At 64.4% G+C, this 15,176-nt stretch carries 10 protein-coding genes; 3 read left to right on the forward strand and 7 right to left on the reverse strand.

From position 1 onward, the window contains the following. The first annotated feature begins 70 nt into the window (after window positions 1-70). Window positions 71-1,309: a formate-dependent phosphoribosylglycinamide formyltransferase gene (gene purT, locus ACK41V_RS11955; RefSeq protein WP_409782487.1), complete on the forward strand. Its 1,239-nt coding sequence runs from the start codon at window positions 71-73 to the stop codon at window positions 1,307-1,309. A gap of 252 nt (window positions 1,310-1,561) precedes the next feature. On the opposite strand, the gene ACK41V_RS11960 is transcribed toward purT, so the two are convergent. Then, window positions 1,562-2,497: an ATP-binding cassette domain-containing protein gene (locus ACK41V_RS11960; RefSeq protein WP_409782490.1), complete on the reverse strand. Its 936-nt coding sequence runs from the start codon at window positions 2,495-2,497 to the stop codon at window positions 1,562-1,564. A 138-nt stretch (window positions 2,498-2,635) separates the two neighbouring features. Between ACK41V_RS11960 and ACK41V_RS11965 the strand changes: the two genes are divergently transcribed. Further along, window positions 2,636-3,505 (forward strand): helix-turn-helix domain-containing protein, encoded by an 870-nt coding sequence (locus ACK41V_RS11965; RefSeq protein ID WP_409782492.1) that lies wholly within the window; start codon window positions 2,636-2,638, stop codon window positions 3,503-3,505. A 35-nt stretch (window positions 3,506-3,540) separates the two neighbouring features. Further along, window positions 3,541-4,182: an FMN-binding negative transcriptional regulator gene (locus ACK41V_RS11970; RefSeq protein WP_409782495.1), complete on the forward strand. Its 642-nt coding sequence runs from the start codon at window positions 3,541-3,543 to the stop codon at window positions 4,180-4,182. 104 nt (window positions 4,183-4,286) lie between these two features. Here the strand turns inward: ACK41V_RS11970 and ACK41V_RS11975 are convergent, their stop codons facing one another. From ACK41V_RS11975 to tssF, 6 genes are all read right to left on the reverse strand, one after another. Continuing rightward, window positions 4,287-5,423: a GGDEF domain-containing protein gene (locus tag ACK41V_RS11975; protein ID WP_409782498.1), complete on the reverse strand. Its 1,137-nt coding sequence runs from the start codon at window positions 5,421-5,423 to the stop codon at window positions 4,287-4,289. Between the two features lie 22 nt (window positions 5,424-5,445). After that, on the reverse strand, window positions 5,446-6,927 hold the full coding sequence (locus tag ACK41V_RS11980; protein ID WP_409782501.1) for an AMP nucleosidase: 1,482 nt from the start codon (window positions 6,925-6,927) through the stop codon (window positions 5,446-5,448). 114 nt (window positions 6,928-7,041) lie between these two features. After that, window positions 7,042-9,213: a S41 family peptidase gene (locus tag ACK41V_RS11985; protein WP_409782504.1), complete on the reverse strand. Its 2,172-nt coding sequence runs from the start codon at window positions 9,211-9,213 to the stop codon at window positions 7,042-7,044. Window positions 9,214-9,386: 173 nt separating this feature from the next. Further along, on the reverse strand, window positions 9,387-12,128 hold the full coding sequence (gene tssH, locus ACK41V_RS11990) for a type VI secretion system ATPase TssH (RefSeq protein WP_409782507.1): 2,742 nt from the start codon (window positions 12,126-12,128) through the stop codon (window positions 9,387-9,389). 55 nt (window positions 12,129-12,183) lie between these two features. Next, the gene (tssG, locus tag ACK41V_RS11995) at window positions 12,184-13,302 is read right to left on the reverse strand and encodes a type VI secretion system baseplate subunit TssG (RefSeq protein ID WP_409782510.1); all 1,119 of its coding nucleotides are present in this window, start codon (window positions 13,300-13,302) and stop codon (window positions 12,184-12,186) included. After that, complete coding sequence (tssF, locus tag ACK41V_RS12000) at window positions 13,299-15,173, reverse strand: type VI secretion system baseplate subunit TssF (RefSeq protein ID WP_409782513.1); 1,875 nt, start codon at window positions 15,171-15,173, stop codon at window positions 13,299-13,301. Before tssF ends, tssG begins: the two co-directional genes overlap by 4 nt. Between the last annotated feature and the right edge of the window lie 3 nt (window positions 15,174-15,176).

The raw sequence follows: 15,176 nt of genomic DNA on the forward strand, positions 1-15,176 counted from the left end.
CGGTTGAATTACAGTCCCCTGCGTTCTGCCTCTTCACCGACTTTTCATCTTTCTCGAAAGCACCCCCACCATGACCACCCTCGGAACCCCTCTGTCCCCCCATGCCACCAAAGTCATGCTGCTGGGCTCGGGCGAGCTGGGCAAGGAGGTGCTGATCGCGCTGCAGCGCCTGGGCGTCGAAACCATCGCGGTCGACCGCTACGCCAACGCCCCCGGCCAGCAGGTGGCCCACCACGCACGCACCATCACCATGAGCGACCCGGCCCAGCTCAAGGCCCTGATCGAGGCCGAACGCCCCCACTTGGTGGTGCCCGAAATTGAAGCCATTGCCACCCCCATGCTCGAAGAGCTGGAAGCCGCGGGCACCGTGCGCGTGATCCCCACGGCCCGCGCCGCACGCCTGACCATGGACCGCGAAGGCATCCGCGTGCTGGCCGCCGAAACGCTGGGCCTGCCCACCAGTCCGTATAAGTTCTGCAACTCGCTCGAAGAGCTACAGGCTGCCATCGATGCCGGGAACGGGAAGGGAGTGGGCTACCCCTGCATCGTCAAGCCCGTGATGAGCAGCTCCGGCAAGGGCCAGAGCAAGATCGACGGCCCCGACGACGTGCAAAAAGCCTGGGACTACGCCATGGCCGGTGGCCGCGTGAGCCACGGTCGTGTGATCGTCGAGGGCTTCATCGACTTTGACTACGAAATCACCCAGCTCACCGTGCGCTCGGTCGGCGTGGACGGTCAGATCGTCACCAGCTTCTGCGACCCCATCGGCCACGTGCAGGTCAGCGGTGACTACGTGGAAAGCTGGCAGCCCCACCCCATGCACCCCGCCGCGCTCGAAAAGTCGCGCCAGATCGCCAAGGCCGTGACCGACAACCTGGGCCAGGGCTTTGACGGAAAGCCCTCCGGGCTGGGCTTGTTCGGCGTGGAGCTGTTTGTGAAGGGGCAAGACGTGTGGTTCAGCGAGGTGAGCCCGCGCCCGCACGACACCGGCCTCGTCACCCTGTGCACCCAGAACCAGAGCGAGTTCGAACTGCACGCCCGCGCCATCCTGGGTCTGCCCGTGGACACCAGCCTGCGCAACCCGGGCGCCAGCGCCGTGATTTACGGTGGCGTGGATGCGGTCGGCATTGTCTTTGACGGCGTGGAAGAGGCACTGCGTGTGCCGGACACCGACCTGCGCCTGTTCGGTAAGCCCGAAAGCTTCACCAAGCGCCGCATGGGCGTGGCCCTGGCGCGTGCGGCCGATGTGGACACGGCGCGCACCAACGCCAAGCTGGCCGCCAGCAAGGTCAAGCCACGCAAGGTGTGAGGGGAAGATTTAAGTGAAATTGGCCTCTGGCGCTTAATCCATAAGCGCTATTAGCTATCAAATCAGGAGTGATTGCAGGCGCGATGAGCGGCGCTCACCCACCCACCCCTCACTCCCGGATCTGTCCCCCGGCAGGCCCAGTAGGTCGGGTTAGCGCAGCGTAACCCGACATCCCCTCTGCGCGCCCTGTGGGTGTCGGCTGGTTGTCGGGTTACGCCCTGGCGGGCTAACCCGACCTACGCTGTCGATCCTTCACTCCCGGATCTGCCGCCCGGTGAGCTTGAGGAACAAGTCCTCCAGATTTGCGGGCCGGTGCAGCGTGCGCAGGTGGCCATGCTGCCCCAGCGCCCGCAGCAGCGGTTGGGCGTTCTGCGTGTAGAAGAACACGGTCTCCCCGCTGATCTCCACGCGGGCTGCCAGCGCGCGCAGCGCGGCGTCTCCTGCCAAGGCCTTGGCGCCCACACCAAACACTTCCACCACATCCGGCTCCAGGTGCTGGGCGATCAGCTCGCGCGGCTTGCCTTCGGCGATTTTCTTGCCGTGGTCCAGCACCAGCAGGCGCGAGCACAGGCGCTCGGCTTCGTCCATGAAGTGGGTGGTCAGCAAAATCGACTTGCCTTGCTGCAGCAGCATTTGCAGCCGCTCCCACATCAGGTGGCGCGCTTGCGGGTCCAGGCCGGTGGTGGGCTCGTCCAGCAGCAGCAGGCGGGGGTTGTTGACGAGGGCCCGCGCCAGGGACAGCCGCCGTTTCATGCCGCCTGACAGCTCGCCGGGTTTGGCGTCGGCCTTGGCGGTGAGGGCCGCAAACTCCAGCAACTGGGGCACACGCTCATCCATCACCGCGCCCTTCAGGCCAAAGTAGCGGCCAAACACGTGCAGGTTCTCGGCGCAGGTGAAGTCCGGGTCCAGCGTGTCGAACTGCGTGACCACCCCCAGTTGCGCCTTGATGGCCAACGCATCGCGCGGCATGTGCAGCGGGGCGGCGCCGGGGGTGGGCGTGAAATGCACGGCCCCGCCATCGGGCGCTGCCAGGCCCAGGCACATGCGGATGGTGGTGGTCTTGCCTGCGCCGTTGGGGCCGATGACGCCCAGGCATTCGCCGGGGGCAATGGCGAACGACACGTCATCCACCACCGTGGTGTCGCCATACCGTTTGCGCAGGTTCAAAGCTTCAAAGAGTGCGGTCATGGGTGGATTGTGTGCGATGCTGGGGACGATGCCGGTCGCCCCCAAGGGCCCCTGGTACTCGCCATTTGTGGCGTCGGCACCCGCGGCGATGGCCGGGTTGTCTGCCGCACTGAGAGCCCAACGGATGCCGTCAAGTCAATGTTGAACGCAACCTCACCCTCGACCAGCTACACCGAGCTGCCGCTCGGCACCCTTGATGCGGAAAAGATCGAGGCGGTCTGGCGCTACGACCCCACAGAGGCCCACCAGCAACTGGTGCTGCCGGACGGTCGTGTGGACCTTGTCGCCCACTGCGCGATGCAGCCGGGCGGTGTGGTGACTTCGGTATGGCTGGTGATTGCAGGCCCGGCGGACCGGCCTGCCTTGGTGGCGCTGAGGCCCGGGAACGTCGTTGTGGGGGTCCGGTTCCACATCGGCTGGGGTGGTGCATGCCTGGGCATCGATCCGGCGGCGCTGCGCAATCGGACCTTGACGGGCATGGATGTTGAACAGGCCCTGGGGCCCTGGGCGAGCCACCTGCTCTGCGCCGACACCCTGCTGGCCGTGGAGTCGGCCCTGCGTGCGGTGGCCAGCGCGCTGGCGTCGAGGGCTTGTGTCACCGCGGCGCACCGCCGGGCGCTGGAGGCCATCGACCACATGAAGCTGCGGCTGGTGGCGCACCGGCCGTCACCGGGCGGCGCAGCAACAACAACAACCGCCGCCGCCGCCGTACCCGCCAGCCGTACGCTGCGCCGCGACATGGTGACGGTGGCGGGCTTGCCGCTGCGCACCCTGGCGGGAATTCTGCGGTTTCAGCAAGCCATGGTGCTGCTTGGCGCTGATGCGGCTTCGCTGGGCGATATAGCGCTGGTGTCGGGCTATGCCGACCAGGCCCACATGACCCGAGAGTTCCGCCGGTTCGGCGGCTTCACGCCCGCCGTGCCGCAATCCGCACCCCTGGTGCGCCTTGACGCGCGGTCGCCCCAGAGCGGCCTGTGTGGCCGAAACGTTCAAGACAGACCGGTATGACCCGATCAGACTGCAGTTTTTTCTGAACCCCCGCCATGTACAGCCAACCCCTTTTCTCTGTCGAAGACCCTTGCGAGCTGGTTCGCTGGATGCGCGCCTATCCCCTGGCCACTGTGGTTGCGGTGACACCTGCCGGGCTGGATGCGAATCTGTTGCCGCTGGAGGTGGTGCACCTGGCGGAGACGGGCGAGCACCGAGGGCGCGTGCTGCTGAAAGGGCATGTGGCCCGGAGCCATGCGCTGTCGCAGGTCGGGCCAGCCGGGGTGCCGGTGCTGGTGGTGTTTCAAAGCCCCAATGCTTACATATCGCCACGTTGGTACGTGAACGGCCAGCGCAGCGGGCGGCTGGCGCCCAGCTGGAACTATGTGGCCGTTGAAGCGCGCGGCCGTGTGCGCCGGGTGGACGACGGCGCGTGGTTGCGCCGCCACCTCGCCGCACTCACCCTTGCGCAGGAAGCCCACCGCGCTGCGCCCTGGTCGCTGGCCGATGCATCTCCAGAATTTGTGGATGAAGCGGCTGCGCGCCTCATCGGGCTGGAGATCGACGTGGAACAGTGGGCGGGCAAACGGTTTCTGTCGCAGCAACGCACCGAGGCCGACCGGCGCAGTGTGGTGGAGCACTTGGCCGAGGAAAGCGCTGGCTCGGCGCGCGACGTGGGGGGGCTGATTACGCCGTAGCCCAAAAATGGGAGATATTTTTAGTGAAAATGGTCATCGGCGCTTATTGAATATATGTTTGAAGCTATCAATAATGTAGCAAAAATGACCTGGCCGGCAAAAACTCAGGGGGCCGCCGTGAGTTGGCCCCGGCCGGCGGTTTTGGCGTCATACAGCGCACCGTCCGCGCGCGCCATCAGCGCTGCAAGTTTGCTTTCGCCGGGCAGCAGGCTGGCCATGCCGCCGCTGTAGTCCAGCACAAAACCCAGTTCGGACGCGCTGGCCTCGTGCAGCCTTTGCCGCAGGCGGCGGTCAAAAGCGTGGCCTGCGGGAGCGGCGTTGTGCAGCAGCAGCACGCCAAACTCTTCGCCGCCCAGCCGGGCTATCAGGTCGCCACTGCGGCAGGTTTCCGTCAACAGCCGGGCAAACAGTTGCAGCGCGCGGTCGCCCGCCTCGTGGCCGTGGGTGTCGTTGATCTGCTTGAAGTGGTCCAGGTCCAGCATCAGCGCCGTGAGCGGCAACCGGTGGCGCCACGCGTGGGACAGAAGGTTGTCCCCCTGGTTGGTGAAGCCGCGGCGGTTGAGCAGCCCCGTCAGCCCATCCGTCATGGCCAGTGCGCGCAGCTTTTGTTCGGCCTCGGCCCGCCAGGCCACCAGCACCGCCACGGTGCCCAGCACCAGGCTGACGTTGGTGGCCACGGCGGCCGCCAAGTTGACCGGGTGGGGGGTGCGGAAACTGGGGTACTGGTCGGTAAACGCGCCGAGCAGGCCCCGCGCCAGCGTAAAAAAGGCAGAAGTGACCAGGCAGCCCAGCAACAGGCTGCGCCAACGCACGTCCGCAAGAATCAACGGGGCCAGCGTGGCCCGGGCCACGATGCACAGGATGACCGCCATCAGCCCGTTGGCCCAGCCCACGCGCCACGCGTAGTGCTCAAACCCCAGCGTGTACCCCAGCGGGGCAGCCACCACCAGCACCAGCAGCAGGCGCCGCAGCGGGCGCGGGCCCAGCCATTCTTCGAGCGCCCGGTACAACATCCACTGGGCTGCCGCGTTGCACGCAACCGACACGGTGGACAGCGCCTGGTCCCAGAGCGACGAAGACGCAATGATGGCGGCCCACGCCACTGCCTGCAGCAGCAGGCTGGCCTGCACACGGCGCGCTGCGCGGCTCACGTCCGGACCCATGATGAGCGGCAGGACGGCCGAAATCATGAACAGGTTGGCCGCCATGACGGCCATCAGCGTGAGAAAGTCCATTGGCATGCGCAGGCGTCCTGATCCCAACTTATTGGAAGGCCACCTCGGCAAAGCTGCGCAGCTTGCGGCTGTGCAGGCGGTCCACACCGCCAGTGCGCAGGATCTCGATGGCGCGCATGCCGATGCGCAAATGCTGGTCCACCCGCTCGCGGTAGAAGTGGTTGGCCATGCCGGGCAGCTTGATCTCGCCATGCAGGGGCTTGTCGCTCACACACAGCAGGGTGCCGTAGGGCACGCGAAAGCGGAAACCGTTGGCCGCGATGGTGGCGCTTTCCATGTCCAGCGCCACGGCGCGGCTCTGGCTGAAACGCCGCTGGGGCATGTTGTCGGGCAGCAGCTCCCAGTTGCGGTTGTCAGTGCTGGCCACGGTGCCGGTGCGCATGATGCGTTTGAGGTCGGCTTCCTCGATCTGGGTCACATCGGCCACTGCTTGCTGCAGCGCCATCTGGATTTCAGCCAGTGCCGGGATGGGCACCCACAGGGGTAACTCTTCGTCCAGCACGTGGTCTTCACGCACGTAGGCATGGGCCAGCACGTAGTCGCCCAGTTGCTGGCTGTTGCGCAGGCCGGCGCAGTGGCCCAGCATCATCCAGGCGTGTGGGCGCAGCACGGCAATGTGGTCGGTAATGGTCTTGGCGTTGGCCGGGCCGACACCGATGTTGACCATGGTGATGCCGCTGCGGTCCTTGCGCACCAGGTGGTAGGCGGGCATCTGTGGCAGGCGGGGTGGGGCCACCCCCAGGTCGTCCCCCGGCATCTCGGGCAGTCCGACCCGGCGGGTGACGACATTGCCCGGTTCGATAAAGGCCACGTACTCGCTGTCGGGCTTGGCCATTTCTGCGTGGCCCAGGCGCATGAATTCGTCAATGTAGAACTGGTAGTTGGTGAACAACACGAAGTTCTGGAACCATTCGGGCGCTGTGCCCGTGTAGTGGCGCAGGCGGTGCAGCGAGTAGTCCACGCGCGGCGCCGTGAACAGCGACAGCGGCTGGGCCTCCCCTGGGCGGGCCTGCCAGGTGCCGTTGGCAATGCCATCGTCCATGGCGGCCAGGTCGGGCAGGTCAAACACGTCGCGCATCAGCATCCGGCGCTCGGTGGTCAGCGTGCCTTCGATGTGGTCGTGCTCGGCAAACGAAAAATGGATGGGAATAGGGTGCGCGCTGGTGCCCACCTCCAGCTCTACGTTGTGGCTGGCACGCAGCAGGCGAAACTGCTCGGCGTAGTAGTGGGCGAACAGGTCGGGCCGGGTGAGGGTGGTTTCATACCGCCCGGGGCCTTCCACAAAGCCATAAGCCAGTTTGGTGTCTGCCCGCGCCACCGTGGTGGTGTGCACGCGCACAAACGGGTAGAACGCACGCACATTGGCGCTGGGCGTCTCGCCGGCCACAAAGCGCTGCATGGCCTCGCGCAGGTGACCAATCTGTTGCTGGTAAATGCGCTGCACCTGGGCCAGCGCGTCGGCCGGGTCGGTGTGGCGGGTGGGGGCAATGAAGTCTGGAATGAGGGGCATGGGGCTATTTTCCATCGGCTCGATGAACTTCCTGTCGGAGCCTGCAGAAATAGCGGTCCATGCTGATGGCTGTAGGCCTGCGCGACGGGTTGTCTGTTGGCAGGAAGGAGTTGCTCAGATCTTGCTGTCCAGCCACTGCACGGCTGCGTCCAGGACCGGGTCGCCCCCGCCCATGATGCGCTGCACGAATCCGGCATCCACGGGCACACGCAGGTCGGGCTCTACGCCTTTGCCGTGCACATAGTGCTCGCCGTTGGCCCCCAGCTCTGCCACGGTGGGGGCGTGCACCACCACCTCGCCGGGCAATAGCACGCGCGTGGTCAGCCCCACGGATCCGGACGTGGGTTCGGTGGCAACCACATGGGCACGTCCCGCTTTTTGCAGCCAGGCAGAGAACACTTCACAGGGGCCTGTGCATTCCTGGCCGGTCAACAACACCAGCGGGGCGCTGTAGTGGCTGGCTCCCTGGGTGTAAAGCGGCAATTGGGGCGGAACACCCAGACTGCCACGGGTGCGCCACACCTTGGCGGTTGCGTCCACCTGGCGCTGCGCATAGGCCTGCAGGCGCAGGGGTCGGTCGTACGAGAAGAAGGACGCCGCGAAATGGGGCACCAGTTGGTAAGTGTTGTGGTTGTTGCCCCGCAGGTCCAGGATCAGCCCCCGCAGCCGAGACTGATTGACGGTGGCCAGGCTTCGCTCCCACATCTCCAGGTTGCCTCCGCCGTCAGCAAACGAGTTGAACGCGATATAGCCGTATTGCTTGCCCGAATGGCTGCGCAGCTGAAAGGCGGACAGCGATTCGTTGTTGGGCGCGCGCGCGGGTGCTTGTGGCTGTTCCGCCATGCGCTGGCGCAGGTCCAGGGTCTGGTCCTTGCCATCTTGTCGCACTTTCAGGGTCATCGCTTCCCGGTCGTAGGCGACCAGTTTCAGCGCGTCGTGCTTGCGGCCCGCTTCGGTGGGGCGGTTGGAATACCGCGCGGCGCGGCCAACATAGCGCGAGACGCTTTCACCATTGATCTCGACAATTTCTGCGCCCGGGCGCAGGCCTGCCGCGGCGGCGGGTGAGTTGGGCGTCACGCTGCTGACCAGTGCGCGGCCGTCCGAGAGCCACCAGACGCCAGGCACTGGCAAGGGCATGATGCCGCGGGGCTGCCATTGTTCGGTCAGCCCTATGTCGAGGCCCTGCGTGGCGCCTGCGCCCCGCAGGTCGGCGCGAAACAAGCCGTCTTGCAGGCGCGCGCCAATTTCCGTGTAGATCTGCAGGAGTGCCCGCCGGTCCTTCTGGTCGCTGGCTTGGCGCACGCGGTCCGCAAATTCCGCCTGCAATCTGTTCCAGTCCATGGGCTGCGCGCCGCGGAAGGGATAGCGCTCGTGCATGACGCTGGTAAATGCCTTGAATGCGTCGCCAGGGGCCAATCGGGCCAGATCAATCTCGGTGGTCGACTGCACGCTGTACTGGGCCAGCGCAACCTCACGGCTGCGATCAAAGCTGAAACCGCGACTGTCCAGCGTGACCACGGTGTAACCGCGGGGCAGGCGCACCATGGAGTCATCGGAGGTAAACAGGCGGCCGTCGGGGCCAAAGCCCGCAGGGAACGCCACGCCTGCTTCGCTGGCCCAGACAAGCAGCTTGCCACCTACGGGCTCCAGCGCGAGGTCTGCTTGCAAGGGCCACTCCAGCTGGACCGAACTGGATGTCAGCATGGCGTGCTGCTCGATTCCATCGAGCCCCCGGCGACCGGGTCGGCGGGGCAGGTTGGAGTGCACTGTCAGTGCAAAAATTTTGACCCCTGCACCTGCGCTGCGGGTGCGCCCCGTGCCGAGGTCGAACAAGGTTCCTGGGGGCGTTGGTGGCAAGTCGATGGACACCGCAGAGCTGTCGGCGCGTGGTGTGGCCAGCAGTTGGTCTTGCGGCGGCGTGACGTGGGCGGGCTGCCGCTGCACAAAATACGCCCCCTGGTCCAACAACCCCACGAGGGTGTTGCTGACGGTGATCGAGTCGCCAGCGTTGCGCTCCAGCATTGCAATCAACCGTGCCGGACCGCCTTCATCCCGCGCCATCACCGCCGGTCCAGAAGGGGGCTGGGTGGGGGCATAGCCGCGGTTGTTCCACATCTGCCTGCCGGTATCCGCGGCCTGCCGTCCTGTAGACAACACTTGCTGGCCGGTGGACAGGGCCCCTTCGCCGCGGCTGATCGCTTCGCCTGCCCTGCCGATGTCTCCGATGGTCCAGGCGTGGACCTGAACCACACCTATCGCCAACGTCAGGCCCACCAGTGCAGACATCACGCGGCGGGCCGATGGCGGACGCTGAGAGCGCACCAACAAGGAACGCGAGGGTGAACATGCTGCGCTGGGTGCGTGGGCGCGCGGGAGATCGCTGATCGGGCTGTGTGCGGGCATGATGGCGATGGGAGTGTTGGACGGTGGAGTGCGTTCTGCGTGGCCTTTTTGGCCGGTCAGACGTAGCGGATCACGAAGTCGTTGTTGGCAGCGCTGACTTCAATCTTGTCAATGGCCTTGGCATCGACCGAAGCCTGCAGAAACTCCATGGCCATGCGGGGCAACAGGTTCTGGGTCAGGATGCCGTCGATCATTCGGGCGCCGGATTCGACTTCACTGCAGCGCTCGCGGATGAGTTGCACAGCGCTGTCGTCAAACTCGAACTGCGCGCCGTGGTTGGCGTGTATGCGCGCCTGGATGCGACGCATCTGGAGTTTGATGATCTGCTCCAACATGGCGTCGGAGATGGGGTAGTAGGGCACCACGGACAAGCGGCCCAGCAGCGCCGCTGGAAATTTGTCGAGCAGGGGCTGCCGAACCGCCTTTGCCAGTGCCTCGGGCGAGGGGATCAACTCTGGGTCGTTGCACATGCCCGCGATCAGCTCGGACCCTACGTTGGAGGTGAGGATGATCACGGTGTTCTTGAAGTCGATGTAGCGGCCTTCGCCGTCTTCCATCCATCCTTTGTCGAACACCTGAAAGAACATTTCATGCACATCCGAGTGGGCCTTCTCGATCTCATCGAGCAGCACCACGCTGTACGGCCTGCGTCGCACGGCTTCAGTAAGCACCCCGCCTTCTCCATACCCTACATACCCAGGTGGCGCACCTTTCAGAGTGGATACCGTGTGGGCTTCCTGGAACTCGCTCATGTTGATGGTGATGAGGTTCTGTTCGCCGCCATACAGGGCTTCTGCCAATGACAAGGCCGTCTCGGTCTTCCCCACGCCAGAGGGCCCTGCCAGCAGAAACACCCCAATGGGTTTGCCCGGGTTGTCCAGGCGGGCGCGGGCGGTCTGGATGCGGCGGGTAATAGCCTCCAGGCCGTGGCGCTGGCCGATCACGCGTTTTTCCAGCGTTTGCGTCAGCTCCAGGACCGATTTCACTTCGTCGCGGACCATGCGGCCCACAGGGATCCCCGTCCATTCCGCAACCACCGCGGCCACGACGCCCGCATCGACCACCGGATGCAGCAAGGGGTCGTCGCCTTGCAGGGCACTTAGCTCCTTGCGCAAGGCATCGAGACCTTCTGCGCTGAATTGTTGGTGTGTGTTTGCGGCTGCATCGTCGACGGTCGACGCATCTGCAGCAGTGCCTGCCAGGTTTGTAGCGTTGGGGGTGGTTGCCGCACCCTTGGTGGTTGGGGGGCGGTGAGCCGCCATCAGCGCAGTTTCCGCCGCAACGATGCGCTGCGCCAGGTCACTCTCTTGCGTCAGTCGCTCGGACAGCGCCGCTTGTTCCAGTTGCAGCGCCTCCAGGGCTGCGGCCATTTCATCGAGGCGGCTGGCGTGGGCAATGCCGAGGGCCGCTTCGCGCTGCATCACTTCCAGTTCCACCTGGAGTGCCTCTTGTTGGCGCTGCACCGCTTCGAGGCGTGCCGGTGTTGCGGTCAAGGCCATCGCAACGCGGGAGCAGGCGGTATCCAGCAAACTCACGGCCTTGTCGGGCAGTTGGCGCGATGGAATGTAGCGGTGCGAGAGGCTGACGGCTGCCGCAACCGCCTCGTCGGCAATGCGCACCTTGTGGTGCCCTTCCAGCTTGGCCGCCACGCCGCGAAGCATGTGAACGGCTTTGGGCTCGTCAGGCTCGTGGATATGCACCAGCTGAAATCGGCGGGTGAGCGCAGGGTCCTTCTCAATGTACTTTTTGTACTCCGCCCAGGTGGTCGCTCCAATGGTGCGCAACACGCCGCGTGCCAGTGCGGGCTTGAGCAAGTTGGCCGCGTCGCCTGTGCCTGCCTGACCACCCGCACCGATCAGGGTGTGGACTTCGTCGATGAACAGCACGATGGGTGTGGTGCTGGCCTGCACCTCGTCGAGCAGGGAGCGCAGGCGGTTTTCAAACTCACCCTTCATGCTGGCGCCCGCCTGGAGGAGACCCACATCCATCACCCGCAATTGCACGCCCCGCAGAGGCGGCGGTACATCGTCTGCCGCTATGCGCAGCGCCAGGCCTTCTACAACAGCGGTTTTTCCGACGCCTGCTTCGCCCACCAGAATGGGGTTGTTTTGCCGCCGACGCATCAGGATGTCGATCATCTGGCGCACTTCTTCGTCTCGCCCGGAGACAGGGTCCAGCTGTCCCTTGTGCGCGCGTTCGGTCAGGTCGACGGTGTAGCGCTGTAGCGCGTCCTGCTTTCCGTTCCCCAGCGGCGATGTTGCCCCGCTGGCTTCCCCCGGTGCACCTTGCAAGCCGGAACCATCGGCCGCTTGCAGCTTGGCCTCTGGAGACGCGGGCAGCAGTTTCGAGAACGCATCGCTGAGCGCCGGTTCAGTGATTTTGTCCAGCTCTTTGGAGATGGACCGCAGTTCGTTGGCCAGCGCGCGCGTGCGCAGCATGCCAGACAGCCAGTAGCCGCTGCGAATCTGCGATTCATTGAACATCAGCGTGGCGTAGACCCAGCCACGTTCAATGGAGGTTTCTATCTGGTCCGAGAAGTCGCTGATGGACGTAGCCCCGCGCGGCAACCGATCCAGGCTGCGCAGAACATCGTTGGCCAGCTGCTGCGCGTCCACTTCGAAATGGCGAAAGATGCGGTGCAAATCGGAATCATTTTCTTGCAGCAACTGGTGCAGCCAGTGCACCAGTTCCACATACGGATTGCCCCGCAGCTTGCAGAACACCGTGGCGCCCTCCAAGGACTTGAAGAGCAGGGGGTTGAGTTTTCCAAACAGGGCGAGTCGGCTGATCTCAGACATGGGAGTGAAGGCAGTGCGTTGAAAGAGAAAGAGGGGTTGGGGTCGCGCGGTGGACCTACGAAGGTGAGCGATGCGCCTGCGATTGGCCCCGCACTTTGTGGCCGCGGTGCTGGAGCCAGCTTTCTGGATCCAGTCGAAAATCGTCAGCGTCCTGCACTGCGGGAGCGCCGAGCATCCAACTGGTCCAGCCTAGGCGCGTTCCGCCACCGAGCCGGGTGCCAGGAACTTCTTCCCGCTGCAGGACCAGCTCGAAGTCCCAGGCGAATTCGATGCCGAGGTAGTTGCGCACCCAGTCCACAAGCGCCTTGAAGTCTTGTTGGGCAGGAAGAAACCGCTCGTACTGCGCCAAGGTCATGGGGCCAATCCGCAGCCGGAATTTGCTCTGCGCGTCTGGAACGCGGGAGCCCACCACCGTGTCCACACCCAGTTGGGAGTTGCAGGGGTGGCTTGACAGGCGTGTTTGCTGCGCTGGCTCCAGTGCAAGAAAGTGCAGGCAATACTCCTGCAGCGCGACTTTGACACCGAAGTAGCTGCCGATGGCCCGTTGCAGCCCTTCGGGGTTGCGCGTGGTCCGCGTGAGGTGTCCGGCCATGTGCAGCTTGGCATGGTCTGCCACGGCATCGCGCTGGCGCGCGGTGGTCTCCCCCACACCGACGATGCTCGCCATGTGCCGACCGAACATGTCATCGCCAGCGCGGTCCAGCGAGGCGGTCGGTTGCGCATCAGACCAGGCGCGGAAAAACAGCAGTAGCAACCGATGGTGAAAGATGTCCGAGAAACGTGCGAGCGTGGGGTCGTCATGCTGGCGCTGGCGCTCACGCACGTATTCCGTCAGGTGGATCGGCAGAGGGCCATTGGGTCCATACAGACCAAAGTTCCAGACCGTCAGGCGCTCGGGTTGGCCTGCCACCGGGGGGAGCAGTTCTGCAATGGTGGCGGGCGCAAAGGCGAGCGAAGGGTCCTGCCCCAGGCGGATGGGCTCTGCCTGCGGACGCGCGGCGCGGCCCAAGCGTGGCAGATGGGGGTTGCGGGCTTGCAGCCATCGCAGCGTGAAGAAAAGGTCGAACGCGTGGGGATTGCGGCGCAGTCGCTGCCAGAGGTCTATGGGAGCTGCGCGCGGCCGTTGCACCGACGGCGATGATGGGTCCGTGGCAGGGGTTTGGGCAGTGCTCATGTGGCGGGCCTTTGCCCAGGGCGTACGTCCCATTGCGCGATCTTGCCGCGTTGTCGCGAGTGTAGAGACAGTTCCGTGAAACTGTTGACGCCCACATGCCGGGCAAAGAAGCGCTCCAGCACGGCGACCAGCGGCCACGCGCTCACGCCTGCGAAAGAGGCATCGTCGACCGTGAGCGAGATTCCCACCCCACGCCCGTATACGAGCTGTTTTTGCTGCGTGAGACGCCGGGTAATAGGGTCGATGCGCATTTCTTTGAGTCCGGACACTTGGCCTGCAAGTGCGTGGTTGCCCAGTCCCAAGTAGAGCGTCATCAACTCACGCAGGGTGGAGGCACCTTCCTCATCCGACAGGTCGGTCATTGCCAGGTAGTTCAGTGTGAGGTGCGAAATCAGGCGCCAGGTGATTTCGTTCTCAGCCACGCTGCCAACCGGTCGCGACGGACCCGTTACGGTGCGGATGAGACCAATCGGTGCCGATTCGATGGTGGTGAAATCGCCTTCAGCGCGGTTGGTTGCCATCAGCAGTGGCAAGTCCCGATTGGTGCATAAAGTGCGCACGGACAACTGTTTGAGGTCGTCAGAGAAGGGCGCGGCCCGTTGGTCTACCAGGGAAAGAAACACCTCGCTCCCCAGATATTGGGTGCGTGGTCCAAAGCGGACGGCGTGTTCAGAGAACAGCCTGGGTTCACGCCGCATCGCGAAATAGGCTTGGTCTTCAGACCGGATGCCATGCACGGAGGCATACAGAGGTACGAACGCACGGTCGTTGACCTGACCTTCCTGGTGGCCGGTGACGCTCAAGACGCTGTAAACCTCAAAGTCACGGGGTCGCGTTCGCTCCATCACGACGTGGTATTCGTTCACGTCTGACGACACATGAATACGGTCTGCCATGCGCTCGAACAGGTTGATCGCGGGTGTGCAGTGGAGCAAGAATTTTTGCTGGTCCACCACCGCTTCGAGGCCTGGGTTTGCCTTGCGCAGCAATAGGGTGATGGCCATCTTTTTTGCGGGAACCTGCCGCAATGTGGACGACAGTCCTCGGATGGAGAAGAAGCGGAATCGCGGGGGGAACGCGAAATACTCGTGCAGTAGGCGATGCCCTTGAAACGCCCGGTGGGAGTAAGGGAGCAATGCCTGGGATTGCTCGTAGCCTTCTGCATGCAGGGCTTGCGCAGGAAGGTATCCGTACACCTTTGCAGGATCGTGAGCATCGTGCACCACGATCCCTGCGACCGATTGGTGCAGCAGTTCTTGCAGATGCGAGGCAATGGCGTCCGTCGCGTTGATGTAGAGGTCTAGCCTGTCCATCGCCAGGTGCCCGAACTCCATCGCGCCCTGCGTTTCGATCTCTAGCCGCAGGTGACCCGCAGGTTCAGCAGGGAGGCGAAACCGGGAGAGGGGGATGTCGAGCGGAGGACCACCCAAAGCGGCGCGTGTCAGTGCGATAGGCCACAGCGTGACGTCGTGACCTGTGCGGAAATCACAGGGTGTCTGGTCGTCGGAGGTTTTTCGGGAGCGCAGCATGCTGCCTGCAGGAAGGCAGAAGCCATCAGCGACATTCCCTTCGATCTCGCTGGGAGACATCTGAACGACCACCATGGCGGGAGTGGGCGCCAGATAGTGCGGACACACCATTTCCAGAATGCGCTGTGACAAGCGCGGAAACTCCGCGTCCATCTTCATCTGTACCCGTGCCGTGAGAAAGCTGAAGCCTTCAAGAAGGCGTTCGACGTACGGATCGGCAACTTCCAGGTCCCGCAGCGCGAGGCGCCCCGCAACTTTTGGAAATGCGGCGGCAAACTCGGCGCCCAACTCGCGCAGGTAGGTCAGTTCGCGGTTGTAGTACTCCACCAGACGCGGGTTCATCGT

Origin of the sequence: Acidovorax sp. (genome assembly GCF_046291265.1) — a bacterium.
Taxonomy (GTDB): domain Bacteria; phylum Pseudomonadota; class Gammaproteobacteria; order Burkholderiales; family Burkholderiaceae_C; genus Acidovorax.